Below are 17,379 nucleotides of genomic sequence, written 5' to 3' on the forward strand. Positions count from 1 at the left end.
CCCTCACCCAATCCTCATAAAAACACTGATTTTTTCAATAATCGTGCAACTGGACAGAACCCGTGACGAAGAAAAGAGTGGCCCAGAGAAGAAAGGAGAAGGGAACAAAATTTTCGAGCTCCTGATTTCTGAAGCCTCGCCAGCGTCCTCTTCTCAAGGCTACGAATTTCTCCACCTTATCTGTTACACAAGTTCCCGTACCCGATCTGACAAGGCCGTCATAGCAATTTTCACCCGGTTCGGTTCGCCTCTTACCAACGATTCCGCAAATTTGGCGGCTTGGCTCATCGTAATGTTGGCAGGCATCGGAGGTTCAAAAGGATCGACGATGGCTTGTACCAATACCGGCCCCGGTGTTTGGAAGGCCTGGTCGATGATGGAACCACAATCCGCAGGATCGTCAACGGTTAGTCCGGTTCCTCCGCATGCCTGAGCGACGAGGGCAAAGTCGATGGGATGCAGTTCGCACCCATATTCGGGATTTCCTAGAAACACCATCTGTTCCCACTTAATCTGGCCAAGCGTATTGTTTTTGATGACGAACACTTTCACGGGCAATTGATATTTGACACAGGTGGCGAACTCAGCCATGAGCATCGAAAAACCCCCATCTCCCACAAAGGCGATACATTGACGATCCGGATAGGCGATTTGTGCGGCAATTGCATAGGGTAAGCCACAGGCCATGGAGGCCAGGGTGCCGGATACCGTGTGCTTCTGCCCTCGTTTGGCCGGGATTTGCCTGGCCCACCAGGTCGTGATTGTTCCCGAATCACAGGAAACGATGGCGTGGTCAGAAAGACGTTTACCGAGTTCCCAGGCCACCACCTGGGGTTTCATGGGTTTGTCTTTTCGAGTTCCGCGTTCTTCCATCAATGTCCGCCATTTGGCCATTGCCGTTTGTGCCCGTTCCAAAAATTTCCGGTGTTTATTCCGTTGCAACATCGGCAAGAGCTCCTGGAGGGTTTTTCGGCAGCCGCCAACCAAGCCGACTTCCACCGGGTACCGCAGCCCGATTCGCGCCGGATCAAGATCGATCTGGACGGCCCGGGCCTGTCCGGGCTTGGGATAAAATTCCATATAGGGAAAGGACGTTCCGATCAGAAGCAGGGTATCGCAATCCTCCAGGGCCTCCTGAGAGGGTGCGGTTCCCAGCAATCCGATGCCCCCCGTTGTATAGGGACTGTCATCAGGCACCGAGGCTTTGCCTAACAACGGTTTAATAATCGGGGCTCCAAGAGTCTCTGCTAATTGTTCCAATTCATCTGTGGCCTCAAGTGCCCCGGCTCCGGCCATAATGGCAATCCGTTTTCCGACATTCAGCACTTCTGCGGCTTCATACAGGTCCGACTCATTGGGCAGGCGGGCGCTACGGGAAAAAACCTCCATCGAATGGTGCGGAATGTTTCGTTGGGAGTAGCCTTTGTCGGCTTTTGTTTCCTGAAGATCCACCGGGAAATTAATATGAGCCACCCCACGATATCCCAGGGCGGTCCGACATGCGAGATCCACCACATTTTCAAGATGTGTCGCGCTCATCACGCGGGTGTTATAGACCGAGACATCTTCAAAGACTCTGGTGAGATCGACATCCTGTTGGGCATGGGTATCAATCAAATCGTGAAAATGATGACCGGTAATAGCCAGTACCGGTTGTTTCTCCATTTTGGCATCATACAAACCATTCAGCAGATGAAGCCCTCCAGGCCCTGATGTGGCCAGGCACACGCCAAGCTTTCCCGTGTATTTAGCATACCCGCATGCCATCCAGGCCGCTGATTCTTCGTGGCGCACCTGTATGAACCTCATCACTTCTTTGCGTTGCCGCAGAGCTTCCATAATTCCATTAATGCCGTCTCCGGGAAGACCGAATATGACCTCTACCCCCCAATTTTGAAGCTTCTCTATCAACACGTCCGCGGCGGTTTTTGTCATGCTCTGAGTTCCTCTCTGGTTTACTCAGCGTTGAAACAACGGGATTGACGTCTTTACGAATGGTCGGTATATGCCATGGTAGACAGGAGAGCATTCTCGGCCTGTCGGGAATCCAGCCTGGTGTGTTGCAATACAATTGGCACATCGGACTCGAACATGCTTGCGAAATCTGTATCCCTGGGTATGGGTTCAGGGTCTTCCAAATCATTAAAACGGATATGACTCGTTCGACGAGGGGGGACGGTGATATGATAGGGCCCCACCGGGTCCCGGTCTGTATAAAAAATTGTGACAAGCACATGCGCCGGATCGTCGGAAACATTCAAGAGGCATGCGGTTTCATGACTCGTCATCTGCGGCTCCGGTCCATGGCTTTCCGCAGGGATATATCCTTCAGGAATAGCCCATCGTTTAGCCCCCATGGATTGACTCATGACATTATGTCTTCTTCTGCGGAAGTTCCTTGAGCTTTTCCAACATGTCCTTGCCGATGGCGACGTTCCCATTCCCTATCTAATGCCGCCTCAACAAGATAGGAAGGTAAAGACGGATCGATATTTTCCGAGGAATGTGACCCTTGAGAACCAATGGTGTTCGACTGTTCATTCATTGAATAAATTCCTTTCCTTTTATTTATAGGATGAATGAAAATGGTTCATCACGATCCTGAGGGACTCTGAGCATGGATGAGTCGGGGCTTTTTAACCGGCGGACGGCGAAGGCTTTGCCGAAGCGTTGGACGCCGTTTTCGCTCCACGCCTTTGAGCGGGACCGGTTGGCCTTTGTGGGCTGAACGATACAGAGCTTCGATAATGCGGACATCATGGAGACCCTCATCACCTGCCGGTTCAGGAACCGTATCATTTACAATGCAATCCGAAAATTTCAAAAGTTGTGGAGCAAATTGATCACGTTTGGAAAAGGTGTGCTTGTTCTCTTTCCCGTTCACCGTAAGGTAATGAGTAATGGGGTCGACATATTCGTAGGCCGATGTCACCCGCAGTTGCCCCTTGGTCCCCACAATCCGAAACTCGGAAACGTCAGCGGCTCCAAAACTACAGATGAAGGTGGCCAACCGATCATCGGGAAATTGAAGCGTCACCGCGCTCATTTCTTCCACTTCGTCGAATCTGCCGGTACCCTGTCCGGCGGTGTGGGCAAATACCTGAATAGGTTCCGCCTGAAATAGATTCCGGGCGGCATTCACACAATAAATGCCGATATCCCACAGCGTTCCTCCACCGGTCTCTTCCCGTAACCGGATATTATTTTTATCTTTGACCGGAAGGCTAAATGCAGATTGAAAGTACCGGGGTGTGCCGATTTTCCCTGATTGAACCATTTGTATGGCCCGAAGGTTGGCCTCTTCAAAATGAAGCCGATAGGCGACCATTAATTTGACATCATGATGGTCCGCTGTGCGAATCATGGTTTCACATTCCTTGACTGATAAGGCCATGGGTTTTTCGCACAATACATGGACGCCCGCTTTGGCAGCTCTGATGGTATATTCGCAGTGCAAATGATTGGGAAGCGCAATATACACCGCATCAATTTCTTCCTTTTCCAGGCATTCTTCATATTGTTCATAGGAATAGAGACCGTTGATGCCGTATTTTTTTCCCAATTCCTTCAATTTTTTGGGATCATCGGAGATTAAAGCTGCCAATGCCGAGTTTTTCTTTGCATGTCCAAATGCCGGAAGTACGGCGACTTGAGCGATATAACCCAATCCCACCACCGCGTAACGAATTTTCCTGGTGGGAAATGTCCTTTTGAGCGATCGTGCCATCTGGGAGCTCCTTGAAATCGTGTCAAAAGAGTAAGACCGACCAATTACCTAAAGCTTGTATCAGCGTTTTTATCGAAAATGAACTGGAAAGAACCCTGGTTCCAAGAAATATCAGCCGAGATTGACAATACAGGCCTGGAAGAGAGTCCAAAGAGAGAGGAAGGGTTGCGAAGGGGGGAACAAAGTCAAACGGGAAAAAGCCCAGATGGCTTTTTCCCGTTGACGGAGGATGAGGTAATTTTATTTATTTCCGGAAGAGGTCTTACTATGGATTCCACCCTCTTTGTTCCATTTGGGAGTGCCGTCATCCTTCCGGACCGCCAAAACTTTTCCATTTTCTTTCAGGGTAACTTTGGAGGCGATAACCAGACTTTCCCCATCCCGCATGATTCGTGATCCGGTCACCTCCACTTTATCGCCTTCCTTAATTTCGATTCCCTGCTCCTTAAGATAGTTATCAGGGGCGATGCGCACCCGTTCTTTTCCCGATGGGGTTTTGACATCCACCACTATTAAACTATCGGTAGTGGTCACTCCGGGCTCAAACATGTCGTGATCCACATTTTCCACAGTCCCTTCTACCGTTTCGACTGTTGCAGGATTGAAATCCTTACTCTGGACGGTAGAAGCTTGCTCACGGCGCATAGCTGCGTGGTCTTTTGTTGTTCGTTTTTCGCCAATAGGGGCCTCGGCTACCTGAACCAACATTTTATCATCCTGTTTGGTCAGCTTCACCTCCGCCCAGGGAATCGAATAATTTTCCGCCCCGATCCCGAGAGTCCCGCCAAATGTCCCTCCATATGAGAGTACAATGTACGATATTTGGCCTGTGGTTTGATCGATCAGTAAATCTTTGACTGTCCCGAGTTCTTTGCCCGCCTTGTCAATAACCGTATTCCCGATAAGGGTGTTGGCATTGAGAAGAAGTTCCCTGGATGGTTGGCCTGACTCGCTCAAGGCTAAGGACATACCTCCTCCTATAAGAGCAAAGGCTAATGCCATCCCGAGAGTGCCACTATTTTTGCGTCTGGTATTCATCATGATAATTTTCCTTTTGTAAGAGTTTGGTAAACGATGGTGATTAAATTTGGTTTTTTTGATTCATGAGATTATGTGGTCACGAGCCGAAGAAACGTGCATAGTTTTCTCCCTTTGGTTATGAGAAATAATTCTTACGTTTGGATTAAGTTCATCCACTGCGTTTTCAGATGATTATTATTCTCTCCTCCCGCCCCGTCTTCAGCCTCAGCTTCCTAATAGACTTACGCACGCGACTCACGAGGGTTTACCTGTTCAAGCCTTCCCGCAGCGATTCTTAGCTTATCTTTCTCTTGAAAAAGGTATAGATTTTCCACGTGAATCTATTTGGTTTTGAAAGTGTTCAGTAATGGGAAATGATATATAGGAAATTTGTCCGGGGTTCTGATCCCTCAACAAATCATGAACCGTTACCGTTTCCACTGGACCAGTCGTGCCAAAAATAGAAAGAAGCATCACTATTGTGCCTCCTGCCAGGCTAAGGGTTAACGCCAGTCCGACTAATTCTTTGGTGGTCTTGAGTGAGTTCATAAATGTTTTCCTAAAAGTGAGATTCTGAATGTTCATAAGGCCCCCCTCCCATTTTCTTCTATTCAGATTGTAGAGGATCGAAAAAGAAATGGGACTGAACAAAACCCTTGCATCGGATGCTATCTTCCCTTAAAAATTCGACCGGACTGTAAATAAATCCTTTTTCCCAGGGTTCTTGTTAGATGCTTTTGTTTTTTTTTCGGACGATAATGTCTGGAGGGAGTATGGAATCAAATTAAGAAAAGAGGTGAAAACCATGAACCAACCAAAAATGGATATGTGGCCGGTGGTTTTGGGAATTATTGTGATTCTTCTGATGAGTGCCTCTCATCTTCCCCAGGGGATGTCAGGGTCAGGTGTTCCAATGCCGTCACTTTCAGTTAAAACAGTTGAGCAAAATTCACCGGGATTGAATAATGGACCTCAGGACACACAGCCGATCATTCCACCGAATGATTCGGAGATGGTTGTGAAGCCGGCAATTCCACCAAATCCTGATGCGGTGGTGACTCCACCTGTGTTGGATTCGGAGATGGTGGTGGATCCGACCACCGGAGAGCCCATGTCCGAAGAAAAATTGGAACGGCTGACCCCGGAGGCATTGGAGAAAAACGCTCCCGAGGAGAAATAACGGCAGATTCCTCATTAGCAGAGGAAGAATTCTCCATTGGGTCTGTTTTATATTTTTTTCAGGACCACCCTCTGCAATAAAGATTCAATTTGGCGTCGGGTGGGATAGGAAGATTGGGAGCCATAACCGGTGACAGCGTGGGTTGAGGCGGCAACCGCATATACGGCGGCTTGCTCTGGTGGTTGATGTTCCAACATCGCCACACTGAAAGCTCCCGCAAACGCATCACCCGCTCCGGTGGTGTCCACCGCGTGGACCTCCGGAGCGGATATGACAAACTGGTCATCCGCCGTGGCAATTGCGCATCCCCCTGTTCCCAATTTGACACAAACTCCTTTATTTCCGTGTTGTCTAATTCTCGAAGCCGCTTCCAACGCGTGGTCATGATTTTCAATTGGGATTTTTGTCAATCGCTGAGCCTCTGATTGGTTGGGAGTCAAATAGCAGCCGGATTTCAATAATTCCTCATCCAATCTCTCAGACGGTGAAGGATCCAGGACAATGACCATTCCACATTCCTCAGCTTGTCGAACTGCCTGCTTGACAATGGGCAGGGGGACTTCCAAATCCACAGACAATACGGATCCGGTTGGAGCCGTGTGTATGGCGTTTTTGACAAACTCTTCATCCTCTTCGGACCAGACGGCATTGGCATTCGGTGCCATGATTATCCCTTTTCGGCCGTTTGGTTGAACCATGATGACTGACACTCCTGTGGATTCATTTTTAATACTTCGGATAGTGGATAAATCGACCCCAAGTGTCCGTAAGGGGTGAAGGGCGATTTCCTGAAGGGAATCAGATCCAATACGAGCAATCAATTGAGCCTCGATGCCCAGATTGCGGGCTAGCCAGGCCACATTGGCGGCCTTTCCTCCACCAGCCATAAGAAAATCCTGACCCAATAGTGTTTCCCCCGCTTCCGGCCAGCGATCCGCACGAAGTTGGATATCTACATTCACGCTTCCCAGGGATATGATTCGAGCGCTCATAAAGGAAAATCCTGTTGTGTCGGTGTTCCAAAAACATGGCGTGTTCCACGAACGTTGATGACGAGAGGAAAGCTCGGTCCTGCAGATACGTCAAGACGCAGGCTTTTTGGGGAAATTTGCACCTTGATGTGATGTTGTCGAAACTGAACCTTCATCGCTAACCCCTCAAGGGTTTCCGGAAGACGAGGGTTCACCGTTAACACATTATTTTCACAATCAATTCCACCATAGCAACGTTGCATGAGATCAATGGTTCCTGCCATGGCTCCTAAATGGATGCCTTCGCCCGTCGATCCTCCCTGGATGTCATGAACATCCTGTCCCAAGGCCTCAGCCAGACAATTCCATGAGCCGCTTCTGTCGGAACGCGCGTGAATCCAGCCAAACACGACGCGACTGAGCGTCGAACCATGCGTGGTGCGTTGTTGATAATAAGCGATATTCTTTTGCAGCAGTTTGAGAGAAAACGGATATCCCAAATTCGAAAAGATTGATTCGAGTTCGGTCACGGTCAGGAGATAGCACAACATGAGGACATCAGGCTGTTTGGAAATCTTGTACCGATTAACCGCATCTCCTTCGGCTTCGAGAATTTGATCGATTCGCCGGATATCTTTGTACCGGGCTTGATACGCGTTCACATCCAATTCGTGAAGTTTTTCATAACCCGCGAATTGGCTGATGAGATCGTCCTCATGATAAGGGACGAACATCTGGCGGGTGATGTTCTCCCAATGTTCCAGGTCCGTGTGATCAATTGAAAGAATTTCCATCAGTTGTTGGCGCGAATAGTCGGGGAGAATCTGAAGAACCTGTCGGGCGCATTGCAGGGTCCAAACAGCCATGACATTGGTATACGCATTGTCTTGAAGTCCGGGCGTGGGGCTATCCGGATATCCGGTATGAAATTCATCGGGTCCCATGACCCCGCGAATATGATATTGCCCGCTCATGGCATCGAGTGTTGCCAGACTGGACCAGAATCGGGCGATTTGAAGTGTGAGCAGTCCGCCGTGGGACTGAAGAAATTCCAGGTCAGCTGTTGCCTGATAGTATTTCCATATTTGATAGACAATGGCGGCATTCTGATGGCATTGCAGATGGGTATGGTCCTCAATCCAATGGTGGGAATAGGGGTTCCATTGAAATCGGGGAGTTTGCTCGGAGCCGTCACTGCCACTTCTCCAGGGAAACCGGATGCCCTGAAGCCCATGCTGCTGTGCCTGAGCTCCGGCTTGCTGTTGACGTCGTGACCGATACAGGAGCATGGCGCGGGCAACCCGGGGCACTCGCATAATCAGAAACGGTAAGGCAAATACATCATCCCAGAATATGTGGCCTTGATACATTTCGCCGGTTAACCCTCTTGCCGGAAGGCTCGCATCGAGGTCTGTCAGATGGGGAGAAGCCGTTTGCAGGAGATGAAAGAGGTGGAGACGGAGCATCAATTGATCCTCCGGACGGTTTTGAATCCGGATGTCGGTCATATCCCAGATCCGCTCCCATGCTTTTTGATGGGAGCGAAGCAACTGTTCGAACGATCCGGCTGAAGCCAGGCTGTGATGCACGGCCTCAAGCGGCTCGGAAATGCCACGGTCGCGTGAATGGTACAGTGCGACGGTTTTGTCAACCTGTAGGGGAGTTTGCTCTTGAATATCAAGAACAAATTCTTCGATGGTCATATCCATTTCTTGAAGATTCCGTTGAAGGAGGAGGTTGCCGCCTGAGACTTGCGTTCGAAGTCCTTGGGCCAGCCGAATGTGAGATTGGAGGGTTTCCGTGACGGCATAGAGCCATCCCTGCTGATGGAATCCCGAGTCGAGCAATCGAAAATGTTTGGCGTTCATCTCCCGATACCGTTCAACATTCCCATTGCTGATCATGGAATCCAAGGCCGATCTCACATGCAATCGACCAGCCCAGTTCAGGGGAATAATGGTCCATTGTAGGGCTGCAATATGGGGATGCTCCATATGCACCATCCTGATGGATTGGAGGATGGTTTCTCGTCCTTTAGGTTCCGTAAATTGTATGTACCGGCTGAGCACCCCCCGTTGCAGGTCCAATTCCTGGCGATAGATATGTACCTGAACCTGGTCCATCGAAAACCATTGGCCATTATCCATGGCATATGTCAGGTACAGCCAATTGGGCCAGTTTACGATCGTTTCATGAGAGACCGTTTCTCCCGCGATGATTCTTTCGCATCGATCATAGACGCCGGCTATATAGGTTCCGGGATAATGGCCGTGGTCTTGTGTGGCTTCTTCACACGCTCCTCGTGTGGCCCAATACCCGTTACCCAGTGTGCAGATTGCTTCACGGGCTTGTTGGTTTTTGATATCCCAATTGTCAAATATCAGTTTCCACTCATTCATACACGGCCTGCAGGATGAGGAGTCGATGTGGTCTTAATTTCAGATTTCACTATGCCCCGGTCTAGACCATGAGGTGCCGGGATGGCACGGTACGGTCGAAGAAATCCAGCAGATGCGTTGTCACGATTTCCGGTTGATCCCACATGAGGAAGTGTCTCGCATCTTTCACGCGAATCAGTCTCGAATTGTGGATATCGGTGGCCAGCCTTTCCCCGTAATGGATCGGCTGAAATCGATCTTCCACCCCCCATAGGACAAGTGTGGGAACTCTGATACCCGACAGAAGATGAGTAATCTCCGTCGTGAGATTGGTATTCAGCGCAGCAGCATTTCGTATGAGGGATAGTTTCCCCGTCTCGGTGGTGTAGGGGGCCAACATCCCCTCCAGTATTCTCCGGTTAAGGGATGACGCAAATCCGCGTTTTAACGCTTGCCGAAGCAAACCCACCGCAAGTGAGGCCGATAATTTCCGGTGAGCTTCAGGGTGTCCAAACTGGAGCATCAATTCAATTGGCCAGGAGTCATAACAGACAGTATTCATGAGGATCAGCGCTTCCACCCGGGAGGGGAACAGGGTTGCCATCCTCAAAGCCACTCCGCCTCCGATATCATGTCCGATGATCGTGGCCCGGCGAATTCCTAATTGTGTCATCCAGGCGGTGATCATGTGTGCCTGGGAGGCAATGGAACGGTCAAAACAATCGGCCTTATCACTAAAACCAAATCCGAGTAAATCGGGAATCAGGACGCGACGGGTTCGGGCCAACTCAGAATAGATACCGTGCCACAGATAACCCCAGACCGGAATCCCATGAATGAGAATGGCAGGGGGACCATCTCCCGCCTCCACATAACTGACAAAACGGTTATTGACCCGGCTGACCATTTGTAGCCGTTGAAATTCGCGCCAGGTCATGTTGATGGCTCCAGGACCGGTGAGGAGAATTCAATGGGAAAGGGGGATCTTTCCAAATCCTGACGAGATCGCCAGTCCATGGATATCAACACGATATTGACAATCAGGGGAGGTAAAAGTTGGGTAAAGTGAGCGGTCGTTTCAATGAACTGTGTTCGTTTCCTTCCGAGAATCCTCAACTGATCCTCAGACAGCGTCAGTCGAGGAAGTACCTGGCTCGCCATCTGTTGAGCCGCTTCCCGTAAAGCCAGCGCGGCTTCCAGGTAAAGGGGGTGGTTGATCACAGGCTTTAACCGATTCCATACGGAATATAAATATTCCGGCCACAATGCCAGCGTTCGATAATCGCTGTTTATTCCGGGTAAACCCAATGTGCGTTGGATATCCCGAAAGGTTCTCCGGAGAGTGACATCGTCGGGGGTTTCGTCGATCATTTCCATGGGATACATGTGAAGGGGAATGCCTCGCGGAATAAGCTCGTGATCCTGTCGTTGGGACTGGAAGGCGGATATGGTCGGGTGTTGGCAGGCGTCCTCCACCATGGCCGTGCTGACCAGGAGCTTGGGATTGATATAAATGATAGAGGTCAAGCGCCGCTTGTATCTGAAAAATCTGACTATCCCCCAACCCGACGGACGTGGCCGCATCTAACCGGGGAAGTTTCTCAGCAAGGCGAGCAGCTAACGACCGGAGTTGATCGGATGATTCCTCAAATAGACGGGTTTCAGCGACCGGTCGAATTGACTCCCATAAGACAGGGAAAAAGGTCGGGTAGGTGGCCCATGTGCGAAAATTGAGATTAACTCCAGACACACGAAAGACCTGTTTAATCTCATGAAAAATGTTGTCCAGGTCTTTCTCAGCCTCTTCTTCCGGTATGGGATGGTTTTTCATAACACACGAAAATGAGAATCTGGAGTGTGTGGCTGATTCCGTTCGCGGGTCATCTTCTCTGCCCCAAATAACCCAAGTGTGTCCCACGCGGCCTGAATTGACTACTAGCAGAAACCCTGAAGTTTCAAGGGATGCCAGGGTTTTTGTTAGTTGTTGACTCTTTTGTCTTTCCGTATCTTCGGAAAGACACAGAGCGATCGCCCACGGCATGGGAGTGCGTCGTTCCACAGAACAAAATGGAGGCCATATATGATTACTTCAGCAACGACCACACGAGTTGAGGAACATACCGACGCTGACATCAATGAGGAAATTTATAACCGCACAAAAAATAACGTCCTGTTGTATGCCTCGGCCGGACCTTCGGCCATTGATCGACGGTTAAGGGAGCTAGAGATGGAATGGGATATCGAAAGAGTTTTGGAAGCCAATGCTGCCTCGTTTTCCCTCATGGGTCTGACACTGGGCGCGTTTATTGATCGACGGTGGTTCATATTTCCCGCCGCCGTAGCCGGTTTTCTCCTGCAACATGCTATACAGGGTTGGTGCCCGCCGGTTCCCCTGTTCCGGCGAATGGGAATACGGACCGCACATGAGATTCAACAGGAGCGTCATGCGTTAAAGGCATTGCGGGGAGATTATCGGGATGTGGCCGAATTCAAGGCCGAAGTCAATGGGGCGGACGCTCTGCAGGTGACTCGAGCATTTGAGGCGGCCGGAAATAACTCCTCCTCCTGAAGACGTTAGGAGCATTTTCGGAACATTCATCAGGCACAACTCATGATCATTAAACAATTTCATGTGGAAAGTCTGGGGCACGCCTCCTATCTTCTCGGTTCGGAAGAAACCGGAGAAGCTTTCGTGGTGGATATCCAGCGGGACGTGGAACCCTATCTTAAAGAATCCCGCACACAGGGGATGTCGATTGCCTATGCCCTGGAGACCCATCAGCACAACGACTATGTGACGGGAATTCGTGAATTAGCCGAACGGATTCCTCTCCAATGCTTAGCGGGTCGACATGCCAAGCTCGGATATGACGCGCGCCCCATGGCGGATGGAGAGCGGTTAACAATGGGAGAAATAGATTTTCAAATTCTGCATACCCCGGGACATACCCCCGAACACATCAGCGTTCTGGTGACAGACCGCTCGCGGGGTAAGGAACCCGTTCTGCTCCTTTCCGGGGGAGCCTTGTTGGTTGGGGATGTGGCCAGACCCGATCTTTTGGGTGGAACGGAAGAAGCGGCTCATCACGCAGAGGTCATGTGCAAAATGCTCCAGGAAAAAATTCTTCCGCTTCCGGACTTTGTGGAGGTCTATCCCACGCATGTGAGTGGTTCCCTGTGTGGGGGGAATATCGGGAGCAGGTTGTCCACGACGATCGGGTACGAACGCCGGATGAATCCTCTTTTAGCCGACCTGGACAACAAAGACCATTTCGTCAAACACTGCCTGGATTTAAAGCATCTTCCCGGTGTGCCGCCCTATTGGCCCAGGATGCGGAAAATGAATACTGAAGGCCCCCCACTTCTTGGAACCTTGCGCGAACCGCCTGCACTCACCCCGGATCAGTTTGCCCGACAACAGGAAGAAGGATGCCTTGTCATTGATTGCCGCCAAGCGGAAGGGTTTACGACTCACATTCCCGGTGCGCTGAACGTTGGCCTGGGATCGTCGTTTGCGACATGGGCGGGTACGGTCATCCCGGAGAATTCCCGTGTCTTACTTGTTTTAGATCATCCGGCAGACCTGTGGGAAGTGTGCTGGCAGCTTCTCCGAATCGGATATCCTACACCGGCAGGTTGGCTGTCAGGGGGGATGTTCGCATGGCGCACGGCAGCCAAACCCCTTCATCAGTTAACGCAGTGGTCCGTGTGGGATCTTGAGGCGCAACTCGAGACAGATTCGGACCTGGAGGTATTGGACGTTCGCCAGCCGGGGGAGTGGGCTGCCGGGCACATCAAAAACGCGCGATTTGTGACGGGCAGCGAACTTCCGCAACGTGTTCAGGAAATCGGAACAAATCTCCAGGTCGCGGTCATCTGTGGAAGCGGATACCGCTCGTCGGTTGCGGCAAGCTTCCTTCAACATCATGGGTATCGGAACATCGTGAATGTGTTGGGAGGAATGAGCGCCTGGAAAGAGGCTAACCTTCCGATTGTCAAGGATTGATCCGCCATTCCGGCCGGTAGAAGGCGCCACAGAATTCCCCATGAATGTTCTCTTTCAAAAAGCCTGGTCGCCCTATGTGGTTGGTGGTGGTATTGGGGTGTTAAGTTGGTTTGCCTTCGCCACTGCCGATCATCCTCTTGGGATCACCACACCGTTTGAGCATTCGGCGGCTCTTGTCATGGAAGCCGTTGATCCGACCATCACAACCCATCATGCGTATTTTCTGAATCCGGAACATTCTCCAATCATTGGTTGGGAATGGATGTTGGTGATCGGGGTATTCGTGGGGTCCGGCCTGAGCGCCTATCTTTCAGGTGATCGTGCACGCGAGGTCGTTCCACATCTTTGGAAGTGGCGATTCGGTCCAAGCATTCTTACTCGGGCAATCGGCGCGTTTGTGGGCGGAGCATGCATGATGTTTGGCGCACGTCTGGCCAAAGGCTGTACGAGTGGCCATGGTATCAGCGGCACCCTGCAGTTAGCTGTTTCCAGCTGGTTCTTTGTGATCGTGATCTTCATTGTGTCCATCCTCACGGCATTATTGATCTTTGGGAAAAGAGGTCGGGATCATGTTTGAATCTCCTGGTCGGTTGCTCCTGGGGCTGATCACGGGCATGATATTCGGCTTCCTGCTTCAGAAGGGTCGAGCGGCCAAATATCAGGTCATTCTCGGACAATTGCTTTTGAAAGACTGGACTGTCTTGAAAATTATGTTGACCGCTATTGCCGTTGGGGCTATCGGCGTCTATGGCCTGGTGGGTTTAGAGCTGACGGGGCTGCACATTAAACCGCTGTTGGGGGGAGGAGTAATTGTGGGTGGTATTTTTTTCGGTGTGGGTATCGCCATATTCGGGTATTGCCCCGGCACCGGTGTAGCAGCGTGTGGAGAGGGGAGAAAAGACGCGGTAGTCGGGGTGGTTGGAATGTTGGCGGGCGCCTGGGTTTTTGTGGGGATGTATCCGCTCTTGGTACCTCTTATTCGCGATTACGGAAATTGGGGAAACATCACCCTTCCTGATGCAACAGGTATCCCCGCATGGGGGTGGATTTTGTTGATTTGGCTGGTTACCGTTTGGGTCAATGTCGCTTTGCCGCATTCTCGTCCCACTATACAAGAAAAATCTGCAAAGACCGCGTTGCACTAATCGAAAGCGGGAATTCCAGGAGATACGTCTATGACAGTCGAAGCCGGCTGCCATCGGCCTAGGAGTCGGGCGAGGCAGAAGCGGTATACCTGTGGGCTAGTTTAGGAGGCAGATGAAAATTGAAAAGCGTTTGTAAGCCACATTTATTTGGAGATCTGTCTTACTGCACGCTCGGGAAGGATGCCGGCTGATATCTTGTAAAAGAAAAAGTGGATATCGTACATCCGGGAGGCGCAGGCCATAGAGAGTTGGATGTCTCGGGAACGGGATGGACAGTCGTGAACAAGAAAATATATAGGAATTGAGACTTGATAGGAACAAAGGACCCCTTCAATAATGGGTGTTGGCCGATCGTCCGATCTCCCCTTCGTCCGATCGGCCCCTACCCCTCACTAGATGGCATTCCCTGTCCCCTAGTGATTCTTGTCTGTCATGGAGCTGTCCTTATTTTAATCTCATCACATACCTTGTTGACGTTTTTCCCTTTCTTCTGCCTTTTTATCCTCACCCGTATATCCGGGCGAAGTTTCGCCTGGTGGTAAGCTGCTTGGACTACCAAAGCTGGATCCTTCTTCGCCGACTCCGCCGGGGCGTGCAGCCTTTTGTTCCTCCGATTCAAAAGGTTCGGTATTTTGGCTAGAGGGACTTTTGGACTCTATTGAAGATCCCATGTTTTGATTATCCTGCATAGCCGGATCATTAGATTGGTCACCCTGTCGGTTCATCTCCGATTGTTCTGCATACACAGAGACACTCGTAAGAACAAGAAAAGCTGAGAGTCCAACCATTTTCATTAGTTTTTTCATTTTAATTCTCCATTTTTATTAATTGTGATTTTTGTACATCTAAGTTAAGGGTGTGAAATTTACCCCTGGGCCCCAAAGACCCAGGGGTTGACGCGTTCCTTATGGTCGATATCCATCAGGTCGATAATCATAATCCTTCCCGCTGGAACGCCGGGATTGATACTGATCGGCCCCCTGCCTCTGAGGATCATACTGCCTTCTTGAGGTGGTGGTATTGTACCGGTCAGCCGACCGATCTTTGGAATCCTGGTAATTCCGTTCACGACTTTGAGAATACATGGACCGCTGATTTCCGCGATTCCGGTCTTCCCCCTCATCGTAGTCCCGTGTGTTTGACCGGGACTGGTTCCGATAGTTCCCACGATCCCGGTTGCTTCGGTTATAGGAATTTTGCTGATCAGCCCCTTCATACTGAAAGGCACGATCATGAGGAGGGAACTCGGTCGGGCTGAAACTGTCTCTTCTTGTTCGAAAATCCTCCGCATTTTGATCCTGGTACTGCCGTTGTCGGTCATCTCCGGAGCGGCTCATCCGCGACCGATCGGAATCGTATCGGTCATAGCCTTTCCGATTCCCTTCAAATGTGGGCGTATCCTCATAATACCGATCGCGATCGGAATAGAATTGATCAAGATTTTCATTCCATTTTGCTAAATTCTTTCGTTGCTCTTCGGTTAAATCCCAATGTTTTTGGACGTGTGCCCCGGCATTTTCCCCCTCTTCCAGAATAGGAAGATTGCCGATTTGATTCTGAGTCACTTTCAGCTTAAAGGACTTATTGCCGGATCCTTCCAGGGCCTGCCATGGAACCGAAATTAATTGTCCATCTGCTTTTCTCACGATGGCATAGGTCAGATCTCCATTATTGTTCGTCATCACTCGATACACACTTCCGATTTCCTGGCCATCAGAGGATTTAACCGAATAATTGGCATCCTTGTCGGAAATATCCAGGCCGCCTAATTGACCGGCCGGGAGGACAAAATAGTCATCTCCCATTCTTCCGGCATTAAAATAATTTTCGTCGTTTTGGCCCATCGATCGGACAAAGGTGGCCTTCCCATCTTCATCGATTTTCGCCTTGACCAATTCTCCCTTTTCAAAATTACACTCGCCAAATGTAAATCCGGCCTTGGAAGAACTTTCCTGCGACCCCGATGAAGTCTGACTTGAGCCCTGCCCGCTTGCACTTCCGAACAGACTGCTACTTGAAGTTTGTTCCGTGCTTGATGAATCCTGACTTGAGGATTCTTGACTCATCTTGGATGTCTTCCCTTGTGGACACAATCGGTTGGTTTCGCCAGTAATGCGAAATGTAATGCGTTCTCCATTACTGGCGCGAAGGGTGATTTGGTCGCCGTTCTTCTTTGAAATTTCTCCCTGGATGATTTGTTCCATGGCATTTGTCCGGCCCGATTCCGACCGATCCGATCGATCGCGTGACATGCCGGCTTCGGCCAATAACGGTAATGTCAGCAATGGAATGCCGGCAAGAATGACTGATCTGGCCATGTTGTTCCGCGTGAACATAATGTGGCACCTCCTTTTACAAAGTTAAAAATTTGTACAGTGATTACTTTCCTCAGGATAATTGATTTATGCACCCGTACAACTGGAGAAAACCCTGGTTTGGGAATCCTCTTTTACAAGGGTTTGTCCCAGTTTGGTCATGTAGAAAGAACATGTAATATCCCGTCAGATTGTTTCTTTTATTATCCATGCCGGTCCACAAGGAGGGTGTTATGACCACTAAAATTCGTCAGGTTCTTTCATCAAGTTCTATTGTCGGTACCACGGTCCAGAATATGGGAAGAGAAGACCTGGGAGAGATTAAAGATCTTATGATCGACCTCTCAGGCGGACGCATTGCCTATGCGGTGTTATCGTTCGGCGGATTTTTAGGAATGGGAGATAAACTTTTTGCGATTCCCTGGGAGGCATTTCAGGTCGTACAAGAGGAGGAAGTGTTGTTATTAAATGTGGCAAAGGAAAAGTTGGAACAGGCTCCCGGTTTTGACAAAGATAACTGGCCTGATATGGCGGATGTCACCTGGGGAAAAAGTATCCATGCCTATTATGGTTATGACCCTTATTGGGATTAATCCCTGAACACAATCTGGAAGTGATGGAAGGCTGTCCTGCAAGA

Annotated in this window: 17 protein-coding genes and 1 pseudogene; 6 read left to right on the forward strand and 12 right to left on the reverse strand. The window is 50.0% G+C overall.

Features of this window, described 5'->3' with window-relative positions:
* Nucleotides 1-183: 183 nt before the first annotated feature.
* The 5 genes from PP769_RS11630 to PP769_RS11650 form a co-directional block, all read right to left on the reverse strand.
* The gene (locus PP769_RS11630; RefSeq protein ID WP_312640229.1) at nucleotides 184-1,935 is read right to left on the reverse strand and encodes a thiamine pyrophosphate-dependent enzyme; all 1,752 of its coding nucleotides are present in this window, start codon (nucleotides 1,933-1,935) and stop codon (nucleotides 184-186) included.
* Between the two features lie 53 nt (nucleotides 1,936-1,988).
* Nucleotides 1,989-2,369 carry a sensory rhodopsin transducer gene (locus PP769_RS11635; RefSeq protein ID WP_312640230.1) on the reverse strand — a complete coding sequence of 127 codons (381 nt, stop codon included), beginning with the start codon at nucleotides 2,367-2,369 and terminating at the stop codon, nucleotides 1,989-1,991.
* Between the two features lie 224 nt (nucleotides 2,370-2,593).
* Complete coding sequence (locus PP769_RS11640) at nucleotides 2,594-3,727, reverse strand: Gfo/Idh/MocA family protein (protein ID WP_312640231.1); 1,134 nt, start codon at nucleotides 3,725-3,727, stop codon at nucleotides 2,594-2,596.
* 240 nt (nucleotides 3,728-3,967) lie between these two features.
* Nucleotides 3,968-4,768 (reverse strand): PRC-barrel domain-containing protein, encoded by an 801-nt coding sequence (locus PP769_RS11645; RefSeq protein WP_312640232.1) that lies wholly within the window; start codon nucleotides 4,766-4,768, stop codon nucleotides 3,968-3,970.
* A 279-nt stretch (nucleotides 4,769-5,047) separates the two neighbouring features.
* Nucleotides 5,048-5,332, reverse strand: a complete 285-nt coding sequence (locus PP769_RS11650; RefSeq protein WP_312640233.1) for a hypothetical protein — start codon at nucleotides 5,330-5,332, stop codon at nucleotides 5,048-5,050.
* Nucleotides 5,333-5,552: 220 nt separating this feature from the next.
* Here PP769_RS11650 and PP769_RS11655 point away from each other — a divergent pair, with 220 nt between their 5' ends.
* A complete protein-coding gene (locus PP769_RS11655; RefSeq protein ID WP_312640234.1) occupies nucleotides 5,553-5,927 on the forward strand; it encodes a hypothetical protein in 375 nt (124 codons plus the stop codon).
* A 47-nt stretch (nucleotides 5,928-5,974) separates the two neighbouring features.
* On the opposite strand, the gene PP769_RS11660 is transcribed toward PP769_RS11655, so the two are convergent.
* From PP769_RS11660 to PP769_RS19775, 5 genes and pseudogenes are all read right to left on the reverse strand, one after another.
* Nucleotides 5,975-6,919 carry a ribokinase gene (locus PP769_RS11660; protein WP_312640235.1) on the reverse strand — a complete coding sequence of 315 codons (945 nt, stop codon included), beginning with the start codon at nucleotides 6,917-6,919 and terminating at the stop codon, nucleotides 5,975-5,977.
* The gene (locus PP769_RS11665) at nucleotides 6,916-9,297 is read right to left on the reverse strand and encodes a glycoside hydrolase family 65 protein (RefSeq protein ID WP_312640236.1); all 2,382 of its coding nucleotides are present in this window, start codon (nucleotides 9,295-9,297) and stop codon (nucleotides 6,916-6,918) included. Before PP769_RS11665 ends, PP769_RS11660 begins: the two co-directional genes overlap by 4 nt.
* 61 nt (nucleotides 9,298-9,358) lie before the next feature.
* A complete protein-coding gene (locus PP769_RS11670) occupies nucleotides 9,359-10,213 on the reverse strand; it encodes an alpha/beta fold hydrolase (RefSeq protein WP_312640237.1) in 855 nt (284 codons plus the stop codon).
* Nucleotides 10,210-10,803: a hypothetical protein gene (locus PP769_RS11675; protein ID WP_312640238.1), complete on the reverse strand. Its 594-nt coding sequence runs from the start codon at nucleotides 10,801-10,803 to the stop codon at nucleotides 10,210-10,212. Before PP769_RS11675 ends, PP769_RS11670 begins: the two co-directional genes overlap by 4 nt.
* 103 nt (nucleotides 10,804-10,906) lie before the next feature.
* Nucleotides 10,907-11,317, reverse strand: a pseudogene (locus tag PP769_RS19775) (halocarboxylic acid dehydrogenase DehI family protein); the annotation flags it as partial.
* Between the two features lie 42 nt (nucleotides 11,318-11,359).
* Here PP769_RS19775 and PP769_RS11680 point away from each other — a divergent pair.
* Genes PP769_RS11680 through PP769_RS11695 form a run of 4 tightly spaced genes read left to right on the forward strand, consistent with a single transcriptional unit; the run spans nucleotide 11,360 to nucleotide 14,427 of the window.
* On the forward strand, nucleotides 11,360-11,845 hold the full coding sequence (locus PP769_RS11680; RefSeq protein WP_376753443.1) for a hypothetical protein: 486 nt from the start codon (nucleotides 11,360-11,362) through the stop codon (nucleotides 11,843-11,845).
* Nucleotides 11,846-11,887: 42 nt separating this feature from the next.
* Nucleotides 11,888-13,282, forward strand: a complete 1,395-nt coding sequence (locus PP769_RS11685; RefSeq protein WP_312640240.1) for an MBL fold metallo-hydrolase — start codon at nucleotides 11,888-11,890, stop codon at nucleotides 13,280-13,282.
* A gap of 40 nt (nucleotides 13,283-13,322) precedes the next feature.
* Nucleotides 13,323-13,859 carry a YeeE/YedE thiosulfate transporter family protein gene (locus tag PP769_RS11690; RefSeq protein WP_312640241.1) on the forward strand — a complete coding sequence of 179 codons (537 nt, stop codon included), beginning with the start codon at nucleotides 13,323-13,325 and terminating at the stop codon, nucleotides 13,857-13,859.
* Nucleotides 13,852-14,427: a YeeE/YedE thiosulfate transporter family protein gene (locus PP769_RS11695; protein ID WP_312640242.1), complete on the forward strand. Its 576-nt coding sequence runs from the start codon at nucleotides 13,852-13,854 to the stop codon at nucleotides 14,425-14,427. Before PP769_RS11690 ends, PP769_RS11695 begins: the two co-directional genes overlap by 8 nt.
* 458 nt (nucleotides 14,428-14,885) lie before the next feature.
* Here PP769_RS11695 and PP769_RS11700 read toward each other — a convergent pair whose 3' ends face one another.
* Together PP769_RS11700 and PP769_RS11705 are read right to left on the reverse strand one after the other, a co-directional pair.
* A complete protein-coding gene (locus tag PP769_RS11700) occupies nucleotides 14,886-15,233 on the reverse strand; it encodes a hypothetical protein (RefSeq protein ID WP_312640243.1) in 348 nt (115 codons plus the stop codon).
* 99 nt (nucleotides 15,234-15,332) lie between these two features.
* Nucleotides 15,333-16,763 (reverse strand): hypothetical protein, encoded by a 1,431-nt coding sequence (locus tag PP769_RS11705; protein WP_312640244.1) that lies wholly within the window; start codon nucleotides 16,761-16,763, stop codon nucleotides 15,333-15,335.
* A gap of 212 nt (nucleotides 16,764-16,975) precedes the next feature.
* Between PP769_RS11705 and PP769_RS11710 the strand changes: the two genes are divergently transcribed.
* The gene (locus tag PP769_RS11710; protein ID WP_312640245.1) at nucleotides 16,976-17,335 is read left to right on the forward strand and encodes a PRC-barrel domain-containing protein; all 360 of its coding nucleotides are present in this window, start codon (nucleotides 16,976-16,978) and stop codon (nucleotides 17,333-17,335) included.
* Nucleotides 17,336-17,379 lie beyond the last annotated feature (44 nt).

This window comes from Candidatus Nitrospira allomarina (assembly GCF_032050975.1).
In the GTDB taxonomy this organism is placed as follows: Bacteria; Nitrospirota; Nitrospiria; order Nitrospirales; family UBA8639; genus Nitrospira_E; species Nitrospira_E allomarina.